Source organism: Kitasatospora sp. NPDC088783, from assembly GCF_044750705.1.
GTDB lineage: Bacteria > Actinomycetota > Actinomycetes > Streptomycetales > Streptomycetaceae > Kitasatospora > Kitasatospora fiedleri.
This window is the reverse complement of record NZ_JBIVKJ010000002.1, coordinates 757,350-774,171: the sequence shown is the minus strand read 5'-3', so window position 1 is coordinate 774,171 and position 16,822 is coordinate 757,350. Positions and strand designations below refer to the sequence as shown.

Below are 16,822 nucleotides of genomic sequence, written 5' to 3'. Positions count from 1 at the left end.
GGGGTGGACGTGGCGGGCGGCCGGGCTCGGGCGCCCGGGCACCAGGCAGGTCAGGCGCTCAGGCCCGGGTGGCGGTGTGGAGCACGTCGAGGGCGGCCTCGGCGCTGCCGTGGGCGAGCTTCATCGCGTGCACCCAGCGCTCCAGGCCGAAGGCGACGCACGCGCTGTGGGCGGGGCCGTGCTCGCCGGCCCGGATGTCGAGGCGCTCGCCGAAGAAGTTGCGATGCCGGTTGACGGAGGCGATGGCGGTGCCGTCGGGGGCGCTGAACTCGTGCTTGACGGGGTCGAGCTTCATCAGCTTGGCGCGCGAGCCGCCCTTGTCGTAGAACGGGTCGTCGGCGGCGGCCCGGGTCAGTTCCAGGCCGAGCTGCTCGGCGGTGGCGGTGATGAACCGGGCGCCCTGGTCGAGGTGGTCGACGGCGCCCTGGTGGGTGCCGAGGTAGAGCACCTCGCGCATGTGGAAGCCCCACAGTCGGCGCAGCCCGTCGTAGTGGGTCTCGTTGCGGAAGCAGCGGCCGACGGCGGACAGCCGGGCGCCGTCGCCGACGTCCTGGCCCTCCAGGGAGAGCAGCAGGCCGTAGCAGGTGGCGGAGGGCAGCAGGTGGCCGGTGGGTTCGAGGGGCTGTCCGGCGGGGGCCCGGCCGGCGGCGAGCCCGGCGTGGGTCTCGGGGGTGAAGCGGCCGGCGCTGACGCCGAGGTGCGGGAAGTTGCGGAAGTAGTCGAGCTTGGCGAGGCCGTCGGCGGCCAGCAGCGGCGGGCCGAGCACCTCGGGGGCGGCGAGCCGCGCGGCGAGGCCGGTGAGGAGCTGGTCGAGGCCGCGGAAGAGCGCGGTGTGGACGGGGTCGAGGGTGACCAGTCCGGGTCCGGGGTTGGCGAGGCGGATGCCGGGCTCGGCGGTGGTGCTCATGGCGGAGGTTCCCTCTCGGCGGGAGCGGTCGGGGTGCGGCGGCGGACAGCACGGCGCGGGACGTGGGCGTCCCGTCGGGTGCGGGGCCGCGGGGAGCGTGCGGGGCGGCGCGGGTGCGGGACGGCGTCGGCGGGGGCGCGGCGCAACGGGAGGGGCGGCGCGGGCCAACGCTCCGTCAGGGACCGGAGCCGATTGGGAGATTAGGACAGCCCCGCGCCAATTGTCTAGACCAGATCGCCGCCGCACCGGATCCGACCCGCGGTCACGGCGGGTCCGGACCGCCGCCGGACCGCCGCCGGACCGCCGTCGGCCCGTGGTCGGCCCGCTGGCGGCCCGGGTTACCGATCAGGAACTTGACAACATTTGTGGTCTGGACCAATGTGGCGACCGGAGCGACCGCGGCGCCCTCTTCGGCGCCGCCCTTCCCCGTCGCCCCCGCCTCTTGTGCCGGCCCCGCTGCGGGGGCCGTCCGCGCCCGGCCGCCTTCCCGGCCCGGGGCGCGTCCCTGTCCCGCTGCCGCACCCCCGTCCGCCGGGCCCCTCCGGGCCCGCGCCGCCGACGGGCGGGGCGGCCGTCCACCCGCCTCCCGCTTTCTCCTCAGGAGGGGCTGTCCCATCATGACGTCCGCACCGTCCCGCCGCGCCCACCTGTTCCGGGCCGCGAGCGACCGCCCGTACTTCAGCAACGACGGCGAGTCCTACCTCGCCCAGCACACCCTGCGCGAGCTGTCCAAGTCCCGTCCGCTGCGCGTGCTGTCCGAGGAGGACTTCGCGCACTGGCAGACCTACGGCTACGTGATCGTCCGCGAGGCGGTGCCCGCCGAGCACGCCCGCCGGATGCTCGACTTCGCCTGGGAGTTCCAGGGCCTGGACCCGCAGGACCCGGCCAGCTGGTTCGCCGACCGGCCGTTCCGCTCCGACCTGGACCAGCAGCTGCACATCTACGGCTTCGTCGAGGCGTACCACCACCAGCTGCTCTGGGACAGCCGGCAGAACCAGCGGGTCTACGACGCGTTCGTGGACGTCTGGGACTGCGAGGAGCTGTGGGTCACCCTGGACCGGCTCAACCTCAACCCGCCCAACCGCGGCAACCGCGACCGGGCGCTGATCGACCCCACCGACCGCGGCTTCGACATCGAGCTGCACTGGGACATCGACACCACGCTGGGCGTGCCGCCGCAGCGGGTGCAGGGCATCATCGCGCTCAACGACACCACGCCGGAGACCGGCGGCTTCCAGTGCAACCCGGAGCTGTTCCGGCGGTTCGAGTCGTGGAAGCTCGCCCAGCCGGCCGACCGGGACCCGATCCGCCCGGACATCGACCGCGCCGAACTGCCGGTGGTCCGCCCCGAACTGCACCCCGGCGACCTGCTGATCTGGAACGGCCTGCTGGCGCACGGCGTCGCCCGCAACCTGTCCGAGCGGGGCGTGCGCGCCGTGCAGTACCTGTCGATGATGCCCGCCCTGGAGGAGCACGAGCGGCTGCGCAAGTCCCGCGTCGACTCCTGGCGCCACCTGCGCACCCCGCGCTGGAACCGCACCCTGGTCGGCGACCCGGTCCTGCACGAGTCCAAGCGCTACCCGACCGCGCAGCTGACCGAGCTGGGCAGCAGGCTGCTCGGCCTCAGCTCCTGGCACGAGCCGGCCGAGCGGTCCGCCGAGGCCGCCGCCGTTCCCGGGGCGGACCAGTGCGCCGCGTCTGCCTGACCCTGCCCACCAACCGCGCCTGCGCCCCCGCCCTGCTCGGCCTGCTCGACGAAGCGGCCTACGGCGCACGGGAGTTCGGCGTCGAGGTGGAGGTCCTGGTGCTGGACTCCGCCTCCGCGCCGGTGGTCGCCGAGCACCGCCGGGTGCTCGGCGGCCGGCCGGCCGCGCCGGGGGTGAACGTCCACCACCTGGACGAGGACGCCCAGCGCGCCGTCCTGGCCCGGGCGGCGGCCCGGGCCGGGGTCCCCGACCCGGACCGCCTCCTGGGGCTGCTGCTGCCGGACGCCGTCTCGTACGGGGCCTGCACCGACCGGGCGTTCCTGCTCGCCGAGGCCCTGGGCTGCACCTCCGTGCACCGCCGCGACTCCGACAGCCGCTACCAACTCCTGCACGGCGCACCGGTGTTCCCGATCCACCAGGAGCTGGCCGCGATCGGCCTCCCGGCCGGGGAGGTCGCCGGGCGGATCGGCCGGGGCCGCCTGGCCCGGCTCGGCCCGGACGCCGCCGAGCTGCCCGTCGCGGTGGTCGGCGCCTCCTTCGTCGGCGAGCTCTCGGTCGACCTCGCGGAGATCCTGGCGCTCGACCCCCGGGCGCACGGCGAACTCGTCGGCCTGGCGCTGCCGCCGTCCACGCCCGCGCTCTGGCGCGAGCAGGCGATCCGGGAGGCGTTCCGCGGCGCCGGGACGGAGCCGTTCCGCGCCGACCGGGCCCAGCTCGGCGCGGTCGCCCCGAACCGGATCGACATGTGCAACCTGGCGCTCTCCCGCGAGCTGTACGGCCGCGTCCCGCTGCCGCCCGCGACCGAGACCATCGGCACCGACTACTTCCTGCTGCACGTGGCCCAGCACGCCGCCCTGCCCGGCGTGCTGCACAACCGGCACATCGTCAACTTCCACACCGGCGAGCGCCGCACCGACTCCGGCCGGCTCGCCTACCACCTGCGGCTGGCGAAGTTCCTGCTGCTGTCGGGGCGGCTCGGCGACCTCTACGCCGCGATGGCCGCGACCGGACCGGCCCTGCTCGCCGAGCCCAGACGGCTGGCCGCCCTGGTCCGCGCGGCGGCGGCCGACCCCGCCCCCGACGACCCGCACCGCCTCACCAGCGTCGAGCACGCCTACCGCCGCCTGGGCCCCGCCTGGGCCCCGGTCGCCGACGCCCTGGCCGCCCGACGCACCCGGCTCCTGCACCGCGCCCGCACCGACCTGGAGGACTTCGCGACCCTCCTGGACGCCTGGCCCGCCCTGCTGGACGCGGCGGGGAGCGCCCCGCGGACGCCCGCCCCGGCGCCCTCCTCCCGATGAACGCCGTCCCGAACGCCGCCCCGAACGCCTCTCCATGAATGTAGGTGCCCTCGTGTCTCCCTCCCCCTCCCGGGTCGTCACCGTCCGCTGGGCGGGCGGTGACGTGCGGCGCGGACCGCTGACCCTCGGTCAGGCGAACATGGTGCGGTGCATCCTGCGGGACGGCGCCGCGGACGTGGACATCCACGACGTGTGGGCCGTCCCGGCCGGGGTGTCCGTCGCGGCGGTGCTCGACGCGCTGCGGGCGCTGACGCTGCGGCACGAGGCGCTGCGGACGGTGTTCCCGCACCCCGAGGGCGCCCTCCCCGAGGAGCAACTCGTGTGCTCCGAGGGTGAGTTCACCGTCCGGGTGGTCGACCACGACCCGCTGCCCGAGGATCCGGCGGCCGTCGCCGACGCGCTGGCCCGGGAGATCCGGCTGGCACCGTTCGACCTGGGCCGCGACCACCCGCTGCGGGCCGTGCTGCTGACCGGCGGCGGGGTGCCCGTGCAGCTGGGGCTGGTGGCCGGGCACGCCGCCGCCGACGGCAGCGCGCTCTCGGTGCTGCGCGAGGAGTGGCTCGACCTGCTGCACGGCCGTGGACTGCCGCCCCTGGAGGACACCCTGACGCCGCTGGAGCTGGCCGCCGAGGAGGCCGCCCCGGCCGGGCGGCGCAAGGCGGAGGCTTCGCTGCGGTACTGGGAGCGGGTGCTGCGCACCGGCCCGCAGGCGATGTTCGCCGAGCCGCGGGCGCTGGTCGCGGGCGGCCCGGCGCCGCGGTTGACGCTGCGCTCGGCGCGCGGCGGCGCGGCGCTGGCCCGGGCCGCGGCCCGGCTGGGGGTGCCGGGTTCGACGGTGCTGCTGACCGCGTGGTGCGCGCTGGTGGCGCACCGGGCGGGGCAGGACGCCTACGTCGGCGCGGCCCCGACCGCCAACCGCTACAAGTCCGCGCTGGCCCGCACCGTCACCCCGCTGTCGCAGGACGCGCTGCTCCACCTGGAGGTGGCGCGGGCGGCCGGCTTCGACGCGCTGCTGAAGTCCGCGTGGGCGGCGGCGCTGAACGCCTACCGGCACAGCCGGTTCGACGCGCTGGAGCTGTGGGCGATGATCGACCGGGTGACCGCCGAGCGCGGCAGCCGGTTCGGGCGGGACGTGGTGTTCAACGACGTGTCCGGCCTGCCGGGGGCGCTGCGCCCGGCCGCCGGGACGGCCGACCCGGAGCCCGGGTTCGAGCTGACCTGGGGCCCGGAGCAGGTGCTGCCGACCGCGCTGCTCTGCTTCGTCCACCGCCTGGAGCCGGTGCTGGAGCTGGCACTGTGGCCGGACCCGCAGCTGTTCGACCGGGACGAGGCGGCGGGCTTCCTGGCCGGTCTGGTCCGGCTGCTGGAGGCGGCGGCCGAGGGCGACGTCCCGCTGGCCGCGCTGGGCGAGGTCACCGGCGTCCGCCCGCCCGAGCGCGGCGGCGACTGGCGCCTGCTGGACGGCTGCTGGGTCTCCCCCGCGGCGGTCGCCGCCGCGCTGTCCGCCGCCCTGGACGGCCGCCCGGTGCACGTCGACGCCGACCTGACCGCGTACCTCCCGGACGCGGCGGGCGAGTTGACGCCCGAGCTGGCGCACGCCGCCCTGCTGCGGCACCTCCCCGAGCGGCCGGGCGTGCTCGCCCCGCGCCGCTACCTGATCGTGCCGGACGCCCCGGCCGAGCCCGGCCTCCCCCTGGCCTGGCAGCAGCAGCCGACACTCCTGGAAGGAAGCGGCCGCCCGGCGGCCGACCCGCGATGACCCTTGACGATGACCTGACGGCGCGTCCCCCGTCCGACTCCCCCTCCGAGCCGTCCGACTCCCCCTCCGAGCCGCCGTCCGGCGCCGGGTCCGGCACCCCGCCGAGCCCCTGGCGCTCGCACCGGTTCCGGATGCTGTTCGTGGCCCGCAGCTCCTCGCTGCTGGCGGACGGCATGCTGATGGTGTCGCTGACCGCGGCCGTGCTGCGGACGGGCTACGGCGAGAGCGGGGTCGGCTACGCGCTGGCCGCGTGGATGGCTCCGATCGTGCTGCTGGTGCTGTTCGGCGGCGTGCTGGCGGACCGCTTCACCCCGCAGCTGATGATGGTCGGCGCGGACGCCGTCCGGATGCTGGCCATGCTGGCGCTGGCGCTGCTGCTGGCCACCACCGACGTGACGCTGTGGCAGATCATGGCGCTGATGGCGCTCTCCGGCGCGGCGACGGCGATGTTCCAGCCGGGCCTGGCGGGCCTGGTGCCGCGGGTCGCCGAGGACGTCCAGCGGGCCAACGCGCTGCTGCGGATCTCCGAGGCGGTCTGCACGCTGCTGGGCCCGGGCCTGGCGGGCCTGGTGGTCGGCTACTGGAACGTGGCCGGCTCGTTCACCGTCATCGCGGCGGCGTTCGCGCTCAGCGCGCTGGGCCTGCTGCCGCTGCGCAACCTGGGCGCGGACAAGGGCGCGGAGGAGCCCGCCGCGCCGATCTGGCAGCGGTTGGCGGTCGGCTGGCGGGAGTTCAGCTCCCGACCGTGGCTGTGGGGCGTGATCGCGGTGTGGTCGGTGTACGGGCTGCTGGTGTTCGGCCCGTCGGTGCCGCTGGGCGCGGTCGCGCTGACCGACCAGCACGGCAGCTCCGGCTACGGCTGGATCGCCTCGGCGGACGGCGCGGGCACCATCGTCGGCGGCCTGCTGGGCATGCGGGTGCGCCCGGCGCGCCCGCTGGTGGCGGGGGCCTGCGCGATGCTGTTCTTCTCACTCAACCCGCTGGCCCCGGCGCTGCACTGGTCGTTCGCGCTGACGGCGGCCACCGGGCTGGTCGCGGGCTGCGGCTTCGCTTTCTGGGGCGTGATGTGGTCGACCAGCGTGCAGACCCACATCCCGCTGAACGTGCTGAGCCGGGTGTCGGCGTACGACGTGGCCGGTTCGATCATGGTGATCCCGGTCGGCCGGGCGCTGTCCGGGCCGGTGGCCGCCGCGTTCGGCATCGACCGGGTGCTGCTGTTCGCCGCGCTGGTGGGCCTGTTGCTGCTGGGGCTGATGATCGCGCTGCCCGCGGTGCGCGGCCTGGGCCGGACGCCGGTGGCCGCCGCCGACTGACCCGCAGGGCCCGGGCCCGGGACACCGACCGGCGGACGGGGGTCCGGCCGCGCCGCCGCGCGGTCGGGCCCCCGTCCGTCCCTCCGCTCCGCCCTTGCGTTCAGCCGCGGCCGGGCAGGGCCGGGGCCAGCGACTCCAGTGCGGCCAGCGGGTCCGGCCCGGCCGGGGTGAGGACCACGCAGGTGGCCCCGGCCGCGTGCCGGGCGGCGATCGCGGCCCGGGCCTGCGTGGGCGTACCGGTGACGGTGAGCGCGCGGACCCACGCGGCGGGCATGGTGCGGGCGAACCGGGCGCCGTCGGCGGCGGCGGCCCGGTGGGCGCGGAACTCGGCGGCGAACGGGAGCGGGTCGATGTGCGGCGCCCAGTCGGGTTCGCCGATCGCGGCCAGCCCGTCCCGGACCCGCTCGACGGCGGCCTCCCCGTCCCCCTGCCCGTCCCCGTCCACGGCCGCGACGTCGTAGGTGATCACCTCGGCGTCGCGGCGGCCCAGGTGCGCCAGCGAGGCGGCGACGTAGGCGGGCGCGGCGGGCTCGGCGAGCAGCAGCCCGTCGGCCGTCTCCCCGGCGAGCGCCTGCGACCTGGGGCCGCGCACGCCCAGCACCACGGGCGGCACCACGTCGGGGGTCTCGGTCAGCCGCACGTCCCGGCAGCGCACGTACCGCCCGTCGGCCGGGCCGGACTCGCCGCGCAGCAGGGCGCGCAGCGCGGTGGTGTACTCGCGCAGCAGGGTGAGCGGGCTGGCGGGCCAGGCGCCGCCGGACTGCTCCATCCAGGCGCGCATGCCGTGGCCGACGCCCGCGGTGAGGCGGCCGGGGTGGAGCTGGGCGAGGGTGGCGAGCTCCATCGCGGCGAAGCAGACGTTGCGGGCGCCGGCGGGCAGGATGCCGATGCCGACGGTGATCCGGCGGGTGGCGGCGAGCACGGTGGCGGCCTGGGCGATGCCGCCGCGCCAGCCGAGGTCCTCGACCACCCACAGCTCGTCGAAGCCGAGTTCCTCGGCGCGGCGGGCGTACGGGAGGATCTGGCGGACCGGCAGGTCGCGGGGCAGCATCACGCCGACCCGGGCGCGCGGGCGGTCGGTGTCCGTCATCGAGTGCTCCTTCGGGGTGCGCGGGGCCTCCCGCACGAGGGGCCCCCGAGCGCCTCATCAGATCATCGACCGCCGGTCCGCGTCGAGGACGTCCCCGGGACCACCGGGGCGGTCACCGCGTCAGCCCGCCGCGGCCGCCGGTTCCGACGGCTCCGCCGCCACCGGCCGGTCCGCGACGGCGACGGCCGCCGGCCCGCGCCGGTCCGCCGCCCAGGACACCGCCGCGATCGCGAACCCGAGCAGCGACAGGCCCGCGCCGACCAGCGACGGCGAGGTCAGGCCGTACCCGGCGTCGAGCGCCAGTCCGCCGAGCCAGGCGCCCATCGCGTTGGCCAGGTTGAACGCGCCCTGCACGGTGGCGGAGGCCAGCGTCGGCGCGGTGCGCGCCTTCCGGATCACCAGGGTCTGCACGGTCGGGACGGTCGCGAAGCCCGCCGTGCCGATCAGCACCACCGTCGCGGCGGCCGACCAGCGGGCGTGCGCGGTCAGCGCGAACAGGGCGAGCGCGCCGGCCATCGCCAGGAAGGCCGCGCAGATCGACGGGCGCAGCGCCCGGTCGGCCGCGTAGCCGCCGATCACGTTGCCGAGCGTCATGCCGACGCCGAACAGGGCCAGCACCAGGGTGACCGAGCCCTCGGCGAACCCGGCGACGTCGGTGAGGGCGGGGGTGATGTAGGTGTAGCAGGCGAACAGTCCGGCGCAGCCGAACACCACGGTGGTCAGCGCCAGCCAGAGCTGTCCGCTGCGGAAGGTGGCGAGTTCGCTGCGCAGGCCCGCGCCGGGGTGGCTGGGCAGGTGCGGGACGAGGCGGGCGATGGCGGCGGCGCCGAGCAGGCCGATCGCCACCACGACGAGCATCGCGGCCCGCCAGCCGAGGTGCTGGCCGAGCAGGGTGGCGGCGGGCACGCCGAGGATGTTCGCCACCGTCAGCCCGGAGAACATCACCGACACCGCCCGGGCCCGCAGGTGCGGGGCGACCAGTTCGGCGGCGGCCACCGCGCCGGCCCCGAAGAACGCGCCGTGCGGCAGCCCGGTGATCAGCCGGGCCGCCGCCAGGAAGGCGAAGTTCGGCGCGATCGCGCACAGCAGGTTCCCGAACGTGAACAGCCCCGCCAGGCCGATCAGCACCGTCTTGCGCGGCAGCTTCGCGGCCACCGCGGTCAGCAGCGGCGCCCCGATCACCACGCCCAGCGCGTACAGCGAGATCAGCCAACCCGCCTGCGGGATGGTCCGGTCCAGGCCGTCGGCGATCTGCGGCAGCAGCCCCATCGCGGAGAACTCGGTGGTGCCGATCGCGAACGCGGTCACGGCGAGGGCGACGAGCGCCAGGGGCATGCGGGTGCTCCAGCCAACGACAGGGGACGGGAACCGTCCGGAACGACGCACCGACCGGGCCGCCAACCCCGATGTCAACGTTGTCAGTGCCCCCCGATCCTACCCGCCCCGCGGTCCGCCCGGTCTGCCCGGTCCGCCCGGTCCGCGCGGTCCCGCCGTCCGCACGGTCGGACGGTCGGCAGCAGGTCGCTCGCGCGGACGGTGCACGCCCAGCGGGTGCGCGCTGCCGGGGAACAGCCCGTCCGACGCGGCCGGCCGGTCCGGCCCGCCGGGCGCGGTCTCAGCCGGTCGCCAGGGCCCGGATGCGGCGCACCTCGGCGGCCACGCCCGCGAGTTCGGAGGGCAGTTCGGCCGGCAGCGCGACGGCGGGCGTCCGGGCGGGGGCGGCGGTCGGGCCGGGGCGGTCGAGGGCGTCGGCGGCGGCGGCGAGGTCCCGGGTGAGGGTGCGGACGGCGGGGGCGGCCGGGGCGGGGGCGCCGTGGTCGCGTTCGACGGCGTACGCGGTGGCGGCGTCGGCGAGCCGTTCGGCGTGCACGGTCAGGCGCAGCCAGTCCGGCCCGGCCGGTCCGCCGGGGCGGAGTTCGGCGGCGGCGGTCTCGGCGGCGGCGCGGGCCTGGGCGAGGGTGCGGTAGGCGGTGCGGCGCAGTTCGGCCCGGTCGGCGGCCGGGGCCCGCTCGCCGTGCCGGTCCCCCGGACCGGCCAGCAGGACGTGGTCGAGGTAGCGCTGGGTGTGCCGGAGCGCGTGCGCGGCGCGCTGGCCGACCCGGGCCCGGGTGTCGGCCAGGCCGGGGAGGTGGCCGACCAGCAGGACCAGGGCGCAGGCGAGCGCGGTGTCGGCGAGCCGGGCGGGGGCGGCGCCGTGGTCGCCGCCGGTGGTGGTGAAGGCCAGCACGGTGACGGTGATGACGGCGGTCTGCGCGGCGAAGTGCCGCTGGGCCACGGGTATCAGCGCGCCGGTGGCGGCCACCGCGGCGACCGGCCACCACGGGCCGGACAGCACCGGCCCGAGCAGCGCGACCAGCAGCACGCCGGCGACCGTCCCGGCGAAGCGGTTGACGACCCGGGAGAACAGCGGCCCCAGGTCCGGCTTGACCAGGAACGCGGCGGTGACGGGCAGCCAGTACCAGTGCCCGGTGCGCAGCGCGAGCGCGAGCGCGGTGCTCGCCGCGACGCACACCCCGACCCGCACCCCGTACGCCCGGCCGGCCCGGCCCCACGGCCGCACGCCCGGCACCGGGCCGCGCCGCTCCCCCGCCGGCGCGCCCAGCACCAGCGCGGCCAGCGCCCGTCGCAGCCCGTGCCCGCGCGTCCGGCCGCGGGCGGTGCCGGGTCCGGCCGGTCCCGGCGTCCCGCCGAAGGCGAGGGCCGCGTGCAGGACGGCGCGGTCGAAGGCGGCGGTGGCCGGGGTCTCGGCGGCGGGGACGGGCAGCGGGCCGGGGAGGCGGTCGGTGCGGACGGCGGCGGCCAGGCGGCGCGGGCCGGCGGCGAGGCGGGCGGGCAGCGGGCGGGCGGCGCGCAGCAGGGCGACGCTCGCCTCGCACAGGGCGGACGCGGCGGCGAGCCGGGTGCGCAGAGCGTGGTCGTGGCCGGTGCGCAGCTGTTCGCCGGCCCGGTCGAGGGCGGCGGTCAGCCGGCGGCGGGCGTTCTCGGCGCGGTCGGTCCCGGCGGCGTCCAGGGCTTCGGCGAGTGCGTCGAAGACCGCGGCGACGGCCTGCCGTTCGGCGTGCAACGGCCTCGGGTGGCTGGTGAGTTGACGCAGCAGCAGGAGCCAGGCGGCCCCGGCCAGGTAGCAGCCGGCCCGGGCCCAGCCCGGCAGCGGGACGGGCAGGCCGCAGCCGAGCACGGTGAGCACCATCAGCTGCACGGCGGCGGCGGAGGCGACCGGCCCGGCGACGCTGATCGCCCCGCAGAGCACCCCGACCGCGCCGAGCAGCGGCACCGCCCACCACCCCCCGGCGGCACCGACCAGCAGGCCCAGCGCCCCGGCGAACGCGGGAACGGCCTGCTGCACGGCCCCGGTCCGCCGCCCGGCGGGCCGGTCGTTCACCCCCGCGAACATCGCCCCCAGCCCGGCCAGCACCCCTTCGGCGGGCCGCCCGGCAGCCAGCGCGACCCCCAGCGGCACCGCCATCCCGGCCGCGCCCCGCACCGTCGCCGCCCAGGGCACCGGGCCGCGCTGCCAGCGCAACGGATGGGTCAGCCAGTCCGGTCGCGCCTGTCGCCTGTTCGTGGGAACTCCCTCCACCGATGAGCCTGCCCCCGCAGCCTAGGCCCGCCTCTTGTCACGCCCGCTGCACCCGCGTTACGCCCGGATGACACCGGTGGGGGCGGGCCTGCGGGAACCCGGTTGCCCCAACCGCCGGAAGCAGGCATCATCCGCCGGATGAGCGATCCGTCCTCCGCACCGGCAGCCCCCTTCCTCGTCCTGCGCCCGGGCGACGTCCCCGAGCGCCTCGATGCGGAGGGGCTGGTCCTGCGGCGCTGGCGGGCGGCGGAGGAAGGGGTGCGCTACGCGGCGATCGCGGCCTCCTTCGCGCACCTGAACCCCTGGGCGGGCTGGGCGGAGCGGCTGCCGACCGAGCGGGAGCACGCGGAGCGGTTCGCCCGTTCGCTGGCCTGGCCGAATGCCGGGGGCAGCTACTCCTTCGGGATCTTCGCGGCCGACGACCGGACGGCGCTCGGCATGGCGGGCCTGCACGACCGGTCGGGCGGCGGCGCGGTGGAGATCGGGTACTGGTGCCACGTCGACCACCTCGGCCGGGGCGTGGCCACCCGGGCCGCCCGGGCGCTGACGGCCCTGCTGGCGGGGCTCCCGACCGTCGACCGGGTCGAGATCCACTGCGACGAGGCGAACCTGCGCAGCGCCGCGGTGGCCCGTCGGCTCGGCTACCGGCTGGACCGGGTCGAGGCGGCTGGCGTGCGGGCCCCGGCGGAGTCGGGCCGCGGCATGGTCTGGGTGTGGGACTGCCCGGGCCGCCCCGCCGCCTGAGCGCGGCGGGCACTGGCGGGCACTGGCGGGCGCTGGCGGGCGCTGGTGGAAAAACCGTGTGCGCGGGGGATCGGCCGCCGGTTAGCCTCGCGGTTTGGGCGGAGACCGGGTGCGAGGGGTGGAAGGCCGTGGGGGGCAAGGGTGGTGGCCGTGGGCTGGGGCGCGGCTTCGCCTCGCTGTGGTCGGCGGCGGCGGTGTCCGCGCTGGGGGACGGGATCGTGGCGGCGGCGGCACCGCTGCTGGTGACGTCGCTGACCAGGGATCCGGTCCTGGTCGGCCTGGCGGTGTTCGTCCAGCAGGTGCCGTGGCTGCTGCTGGCCCCGGTCAGCGGGGTGCTGGTGGACCGGGTGGACCGCCGGCGGCTCGCGGTGGCGGCGAACGCGGCGCGGGCCGCGCTGACGGCGGTGCTGGCGCTGGCGGTGTACGCGGACACGGTGTCGCTGCCGCTGGTCTACGCGGTGGGCCTGCTGCTGGGCGGTTGCGCGGCGCTCGGTGACAACGCGTCCGCGGCGCTGCTGCCCGCCGTGGTCGGCTCGGCGGACCTGCCGCGCGCCAACTCCCGCATGTTCGGGGCCGAGTCGGTGCTCAACCGGCTCTGCGGCCCGCCGCTCGGCGCGGCCCTGTTCGGGGTCGCGGCGGGCCTGCCGCTGACGGTCGACGCGCTGAGCTTCACCGGCGCCGCCGCCCTGCTCTCGACGCTGCGCCTGCTGCCCCGCGCCGGGACCCCGACCCCCGCCCCGGCGGAGCGGGAGCCGATGCGCCGTCAGTTCGCCGCGAGCGTCCGCTGGCTGTGGGCGCAGCCCGCGCTGCGCACGCTGACGCTGGCGCTGTGCCTGATGAACGTGACGCTGGTGGCGGGCTTCTCGGTGATGGTGCTGTACGCCCGCGAGCACCTGGGCCTGTCGGAGTTCGGCTACGGCGTGCTGCTGACGGCCTCGGCGGTCGGCGGCCTGGCCGGGGCGCTGGTCGCCCCGCGCCTGCAGGCCCGGTTCTCCGCCTCACTGCTGCTGCGGGTGGGCCTGGTGCTGGAGACGCTCACCCACCTCGGTCTGGCCCTGGCGGGTTCCCCGTGGGTCGCGGGCGCGGTGCTCGGCCTGTTCGGCGTGCACGGCGCGATCTGGATCGGCGTCGACCGGACGCTGGTGCAGCGCGCCGTCCCGGACGGGCTGCGCGGCCGGGTCAACAGCGTCTTCATGGCCCTGGCGGTCGGCGGCTCCGCCCTCGGCGCCCTGATCGGCGGCCCGCTCGCCCGCGCCTTCGGCCTCACCGGCCCGTTCTGGTTCTCCGCCGCCGTGATGACCGTCCTGACCGCCTTCGCCTGGCGCCCCTTCGGCCGCCGCATCGACACCGCGCCCCCGGCCCCCGCCACCGCCCCCGTCCCCGCCACGGCCGTCCCCACCGCCACCTGACCGTCCGCCACCCGCCATCCGCTGCTCCGGCGCGCCCTCCGCTCCCCCGTCCTCCCGCCTGCGGTATACCTGCTGGCAACGGCGACGAGAGGCGGGTGGCGGGTGATCCGGCGGCGGGTGCTGGTCTCGGGCACGGTGCAGGGCGTCTTCTTCCGCGACTCCTGCCGCCGGACGGCCGCCGGGGCGGGCGTGGCGGGCTGGGTGCGCAACCTGCCGGACGGCCGGGTGGAGGCGGTCTTCGAGGGCGATCCGGCGGCGGTGGAACAGCTGGTCGCCTGGATGCGGCACGGCCCGTCCCGCGCGGTGGTCGAGCACGTCGAGGTGGTCGAGGAGCAGCCGGAGGGCCTGCTGGTCTTCGCCGTCACCACCTGAGCCCGCTGTCCGGTCGGTCGGGCCCCGCCGTCACCGGAACGACGGCGGAGGGCCGGTCGGAGGCGGAGGGGGCGTTCGGTCGTGCGCTGTGCTCGCGCCGGTCGCCTTCGGGCCGTGCGGGCGGCCGGGGTCAGTTGCAGGTGACGCCGGCGGACTTCCAGGTGGTGGCGTCGACCATGGTGGTCGGGGCGAAGGCCTCCTTCGGGAAGTCCTTGCCGTTCTTGAGCTTGTCGTACATGGTCTGGACGGCCAGCGCGCCGACGTCCTTGCCGTTGATGAACAGCGCCGCCTTCATGCCCGACGGCTTGCTGCCGCTCCAGTCCTTGCAGGCGAGGTAGGCACCCAGGCCGACGCCGATCACGTCGTCGGCACCGATGCCGGCGTTCTCCAGCGCGGTCACGCCGCCCTGGACGTTCTCGTCGTTGCAGCCCCACACCACCCAGTGCTTGACGCCGGCGTTGGCGGTGACGGTCGCGGCGATCTTGTCCTGGGCGCCGGTCGGGGTGTTGTCGGTCGCCACGTCGATGCTCTGGATCTGGGCGCCTGATCCGGCCGCGAACGCCTCCTTCGCGGCTTTCACCCGGTCGCCGCAGACGGTGACGTCCTGCTTCCAGGCGGAGACGATCCGGGTGTCGGCGGGGTTCCAGCCGGTCTTCTTGAACTCTTCGGCGGCCCGCTTGCCGACTTCGCCGCCCATCTGGGCACCGGAGAAGCCGATCCGCGGCACCAGTTGCTCCTTGGCGCACGACGCCGGGTCCGGGCCGGTCGCGCAGATCTGGTCGTCCGAGGTCAGCAGCGCCACCTTCGCGTCCTTCGCGGTCTGCACCACCTGCGGGCCCACCGCCGGGTCCGGCACCACGATGATCAGACCGTTGCTCTTCTGCGCGATGGCCGACTGCACCTCGCTGATCGTCTTGTTCGCGTCGTTGCCCAGGTTGACGACCTTCAGGTCGATCCCCAACTCCGCGGCCTTCGCCTTCGCACCGTCCGCCTCACCGATGAAGTACTCCTGATCACCCTGCTTCTGCAGGTACGTCAGGGAGATCCTGCCGTTCACCGGGGCCGCGGGCGCGCCGTCGGACTTCACCGACTCCTTGCCGGTGGAACAGGCGGTGGCCAGGCCGAGGGCGAGCAGCAGGCCGGTGGCGGCGGCGGCCCGGCCGGCGGTGGTGCGGAACATGGTGGCTCCTTGAGCATGTGCCGGGGTCGGCAAGGGGGTGCGGGGACAGCGGTGGCAGCGGGTGGGACCGGTCCGGGGGCTTCGCGGGCTTCGGCGACTCGCGCCACCAACAACGGACATCTTCCAACGAGATGCAACACATGACACTCTTGTCATGCACTTCCGTCAAGGGGGAGGACAGGCCCGTCTCCCCTTGCGACCACCGGCCCGCGCCCCGGACGGCGGGTGCCGCCGGGTGCGGGCGCAGGGGGCTCAGGCCACGGCCGACGACGGCGTCCAGCGCTGGTTGACACCGCCGTTGCAGGTCCACAGGACCAGCTGGGTACCGTCGGTGCTGGAGAAGCCGGGGTCGTCCAGGCAGCGGCCGGAGACCGGGTTGCGGTAGCCGCCGTTGTACGGCTGCCACTGCTGGTTGGCGCCACCGGTGCAGTCCCACAGCTCGACCTCGGCGCCGTCGGCGGTGCCGCCGGCGGTGGCGTCCAGGCACTTGCCGAGGGCGTTCAGGGTGCCGTCGGGGTTCGCGCTCCAGTTCTGGGCCGGTGTGTTGTTGCAGGACCAGATCTGCACGGCGGTGCCGTTGGCGCTGCTGCCGGCGTTGACGTCGAGGCACTTGCCGGCGATGCCGGACCGCACCGGGCCGCCCACCGTGACCGGGGCGCCGATCCAGCCGGCGCCGTCGGCGGCCTGGACGCCGCTGTTGAAGGCGGTGGCCATCTTGGCGAAGCCGCTGTCGTTGGGGTGCAGCGCGTCGGAGAGGTCGGCGGTGGTCAGGGTGCCCAGGTCGACCAGGCGGACGTGCCTGCCCGCGGCCTGCTTGGCCTGGACGATGCCGGGGAGCTTGGCGTTGAAGGCCGGGCGGTTGGGTTCCTCGGTGGAGCTGGTGGAGACGATCAGGGTGCCGACCAGCACGGTCGCGTCGGGGGCGTCCCGGTTGATCTGGTCGATGAGCGCGGAGAGGCGGTCGGCGGCGGTGGCGACCTGGTAGTTCTGGTTGAGGTCGTTGGTGCCGATCTCCAGCGTGACCACGTTGGGCCGGTAGCGGGCCAGCACGGAGTCGGCGATGCCGGCGATCTGGTCGATGCGCCAGCCGGAGTGGCCCTCGTTGTCCGGGTCGGACAACGAGCCGTTTCGGACCGAGCCGACGAAGTCCTCGGGGTGGCCCTCGGCGGCCAACTGGTCCCACAGCGCGGCGCGGTAGCTGTTGCCGCTGCTGGTGCCGACGCCCCAGGTGATCGAGTCGCCCAGCGGCAGCAGGCGGAGGGTGGCGGGCGCCGCGGCGGCCCGGCTCGTCGCAGTGGCCGTCGCCGTGGCCGTGGCCGTGGCCGTCGGCCCATCGCTCGCCGCGGCCGGCAGCGCGGTGCCCAGGGTCAGGGCCAGGGCGGCGATCAGCGGGGTGAGTGCGGTGGCGGTGGTCGCCGTGCGCGTCTTCATGAGCGGTCCTCACGGAGTGGGGGGATCAAG

The 16,822-nt window shown here is 76.4% G+C and carries 13 protein-coding genes; 7 read left to right on the top strand and 6 right to left on the bottom strand.

Annotated elements, in window-relative coordinates:
* Positions 1–58: 58 nt before the first annotated feature.
* Complete coding sequence (locus ACIP60_RS07740) at positions 59–907, bottom strand: hypothetical protein (protein WP_400681156.1); 849 nt, start codon at positions 905–907, stop codon at positions 59–61.
* Between the two features lie 617 nt (positions 908–1,524).
* On the opposite strand from ACIP60_RS07740, the gene ACIP60_RS07735 reads away from it, so the two are divergent.
* The 4 genes from ACIP60_RS07735 to ACIP60_RS07720 are packed head-to-tail and all read left to right on the top strand — an operon-like array spanning position 1,525 to position 6,986.
* Positions 1,525–2,613 carry a phytanoyl-CoA dioxygenase family protein gene (locus ACIP60_RS07735; protein WP_400681154.1) on the top strand — a complete coding sequence of 363 codons (1,089 nt, stop codon included), beginning with the start codon at positions 1,525–1,527 and terminating at the stop codon, positions 2,611–2,613.
* Complete coding sequence (locus ACIP60_RS07730) at positions 2,595–3,914, top strand: DUF6271 family protein (RefSeq protein WP_400681153.1); 1,320 nt, start codon at positions 2,595–2,597, stop codon at positions 3,912–3,914. The genes ACIP60_RS07735 and ACIP60_RS07730 overlap by 19 nt, the downstream gene beginning before the upstream one ends.
* A gap of 34 nt (positions 3,915–3,948) precedes the next feature.
* Complete coding sequence (locus tag ACIP60_RS07725) at positions 3,949–5,673, top strand: condensation domain-containing protein (protein WP_400681151.1); 1,725 nt, start codon at positions 3,949–3,951, stop codon at positions 5,671–5,673.
* On the top strand, positions 5,670–6,986 hold the full coding sequence (locus ACIP60_RS07720) for an MFS transporter (protein WP_400681149.1): 1,317 nt from the start codon (positions 5,670–5,672) through the stop codon (positions 6,984–6,986). Before ACIP60_RS07725 ends, ACIP60_RS07720 begins: the two co-directional genes overlap by 4 nt.
* Before the next feature lie 100 nt (positions 6,987–7,086).
* Here ACIP60_RS07720 and ACIP60_RS07715 read toward each other — a convergent pair whose 3' ends face one another.
* The 3 genes from ACIP60_RS07715 to ACIP60_RS07705 form a co-directional block, all read right to left on the bottom strand.
* Entirely contained in the window at positions 7,087–8,076 is a 990-nt protein-coding gene (locus ACIP60_RS07715; protein ID WP_400681148.1) for an LLM class flavin-dependent oxidoreductase, read from the bottom strand.
* A 120-nt stretch (positions 8,077–8,196) separates the two neighbouring features.
* Positions 8,197–9,411: an MFS transporter gene (locus tag ACIP60_RS07710; protein ID WP_400681146.1), complete on the bottom strand. Its 1,215-nt coding sequence runs from the start codon at positions 9,409–9,411 to the stop codon at positions 8,197–8,199.
* 280 nt (positions 9,412–9,691) lie between these two features.
* Positions 9,692–11,599, bottom strand: a complete 1,908-nt coding sequence (locus tag ACIP60_RS07705; RefSeq protein WP_400681144.1) for an FUSC family protein — start codon at positions 11,597–11,599, stop codon at positions 9,692–9,694.
* 195 nt (positions 11,600–11,794) lie between these two features.
* On the opposite strand from ACIP60_RS07705, the gene ACIP60_RS07700 reads away from it, so the two are divergent.
* From ACIP60_RS07700 to ACIP60_RS07690, 3 genes are all read left to right on the top strand, one after another.
* Positions 11,795–12,400 (top strand): GNAT family N-acetyltransferase, encoded by a 606-nt coding sequence (locus ACIP60_RS07700; RefSeq protein ID WP_400681143.1) that lies wholly within the window; start codon positions 11,795–11,797, stop codon positions 12,398–12,400.
* A 128-nt stretch (positions 12,401–12,528) separates the two neighbouring features.
* A complete protein-coding gene (locus tag ACIP60_RS07695; RefSeq protein WP_400681140.1) occupies positions 12,529–13,809 on the top strand; it encodes an MFS transporter in 1,281 nt (426 codons plus the stop codon).
* A gap of 102 nt (positions 13,810–13,911) precedes the next feature.
* Positions 13,912–14,181, top strand: coding sequence for an acylphosphatase (locus ACIP60_RS07690; RefSeq protein WP_199528150.1), 270 nt, complete (start codon positions 13,912–13,914; stop codon positions 14,179–14,181).
* A 130-nt stretch (positions 14,182–14,311) separates the two neighbouring features.
* Here ACIP60_RS07690 and ACIP60_RS07685 read toward each other — a convergent pair whose 3' ends face one another.
* Both ACIP60_RS07685 and ACIP60_RS07680 read right to left on the bottom strand, forming a co-directional pair.
* A complete protein-coding gene (locus ACIP60_RS07685; protein WP_400681137.1) occupies positions 14,312–15,361 on the bottom strand; it encodes a substrate-binding domain-containing protein in 1,050 nt (349 codons plus the stop codon).
* A 252-nt stretch (positions 15,362–15,613) separates the two neighbouring features.
* Positions 15,614–16,792, bottom strand: coding sequence for a ricin-type beta-trefoil lectin domain protein (locus tag ACIP60_RS07680; protein ID WP_400681134.1), 1,179 nt, complete (start codon positions 16,790–16,792; stop codon positions 15,614–15,616).
* Positions 16,793–16,822 lie beyond the last annotated feature (30 nt).

Excerpts from the sequence above, each read along its gene's own strand:
- ACIP60_RS07720 (WP_400681149.1), top strand. The coding sequence starts at position 5,670 with ATGACCCTTGACGATGACCTGACGGCGCGTCCCCCGTCCGACTCCCCC.
- ACIP60_RS07735 (WP_400681154.1), top strand. The coding sequence starts at position 1,525 with ATGACGTCCGCACCGTCCCGCCGCGCCCACCTGTTCCGGGCCGCGAGC.
- ACIP60_RS07740 (WP_400681156.1), bottom strand. The coding sequence starts at position 907 with ATGAGCACCACCGCCGAGCCCGGCATCCGCCTCGCCAACCCCGGACCC.
- ACIP60_RS07725 (WP_400681151.1), top strand. The coding sequence starts at position 3,949 with ATGAATGTAGGTGCCCTCGTGTCTCCCTCCCCCTCCCGGGTCGTCACC.
- ACIP60_RS07685 (WP_400681137.1), bottom strand. The coding sequence starts at position 15,361 with ATGTTCCGCACCACCGCCGGCCGGGCCGCCGCCGCCACCGGCCTGCTG.
- ACIP60_RS07710 (WP_400681146.1), bottom strand. The coding sequence starts at position 9,411 with ATGCCCCTGGCGCTCGTCGCCCTCGCCGTGACCGCGTTCGCGATCGGC.
- ACIP60_RS07680 (WP_400681134.1), bottom strand. The coding sequence starts at position 16,792 with ATGAAGACGCGCACGGCGACCACCGCCACCGCACTCACCCCGCTGATC.
- ACIP60_RS07715 (WP_400681148.1), bottom strand. The coding sequence starts at position 8,076 with ATGACGGACACCGACCGCCCGCGCGCCCGGGTCGGCGTGATGCTGCCC.
- ACIP60_RS07700 (WP_400681143.1), top strand. The coding sequence starts at position 11,795 with ATGAGCGATCCGTCCTCCGCACCGGCAGCCCCCTTCCTCGTCCTGCGC.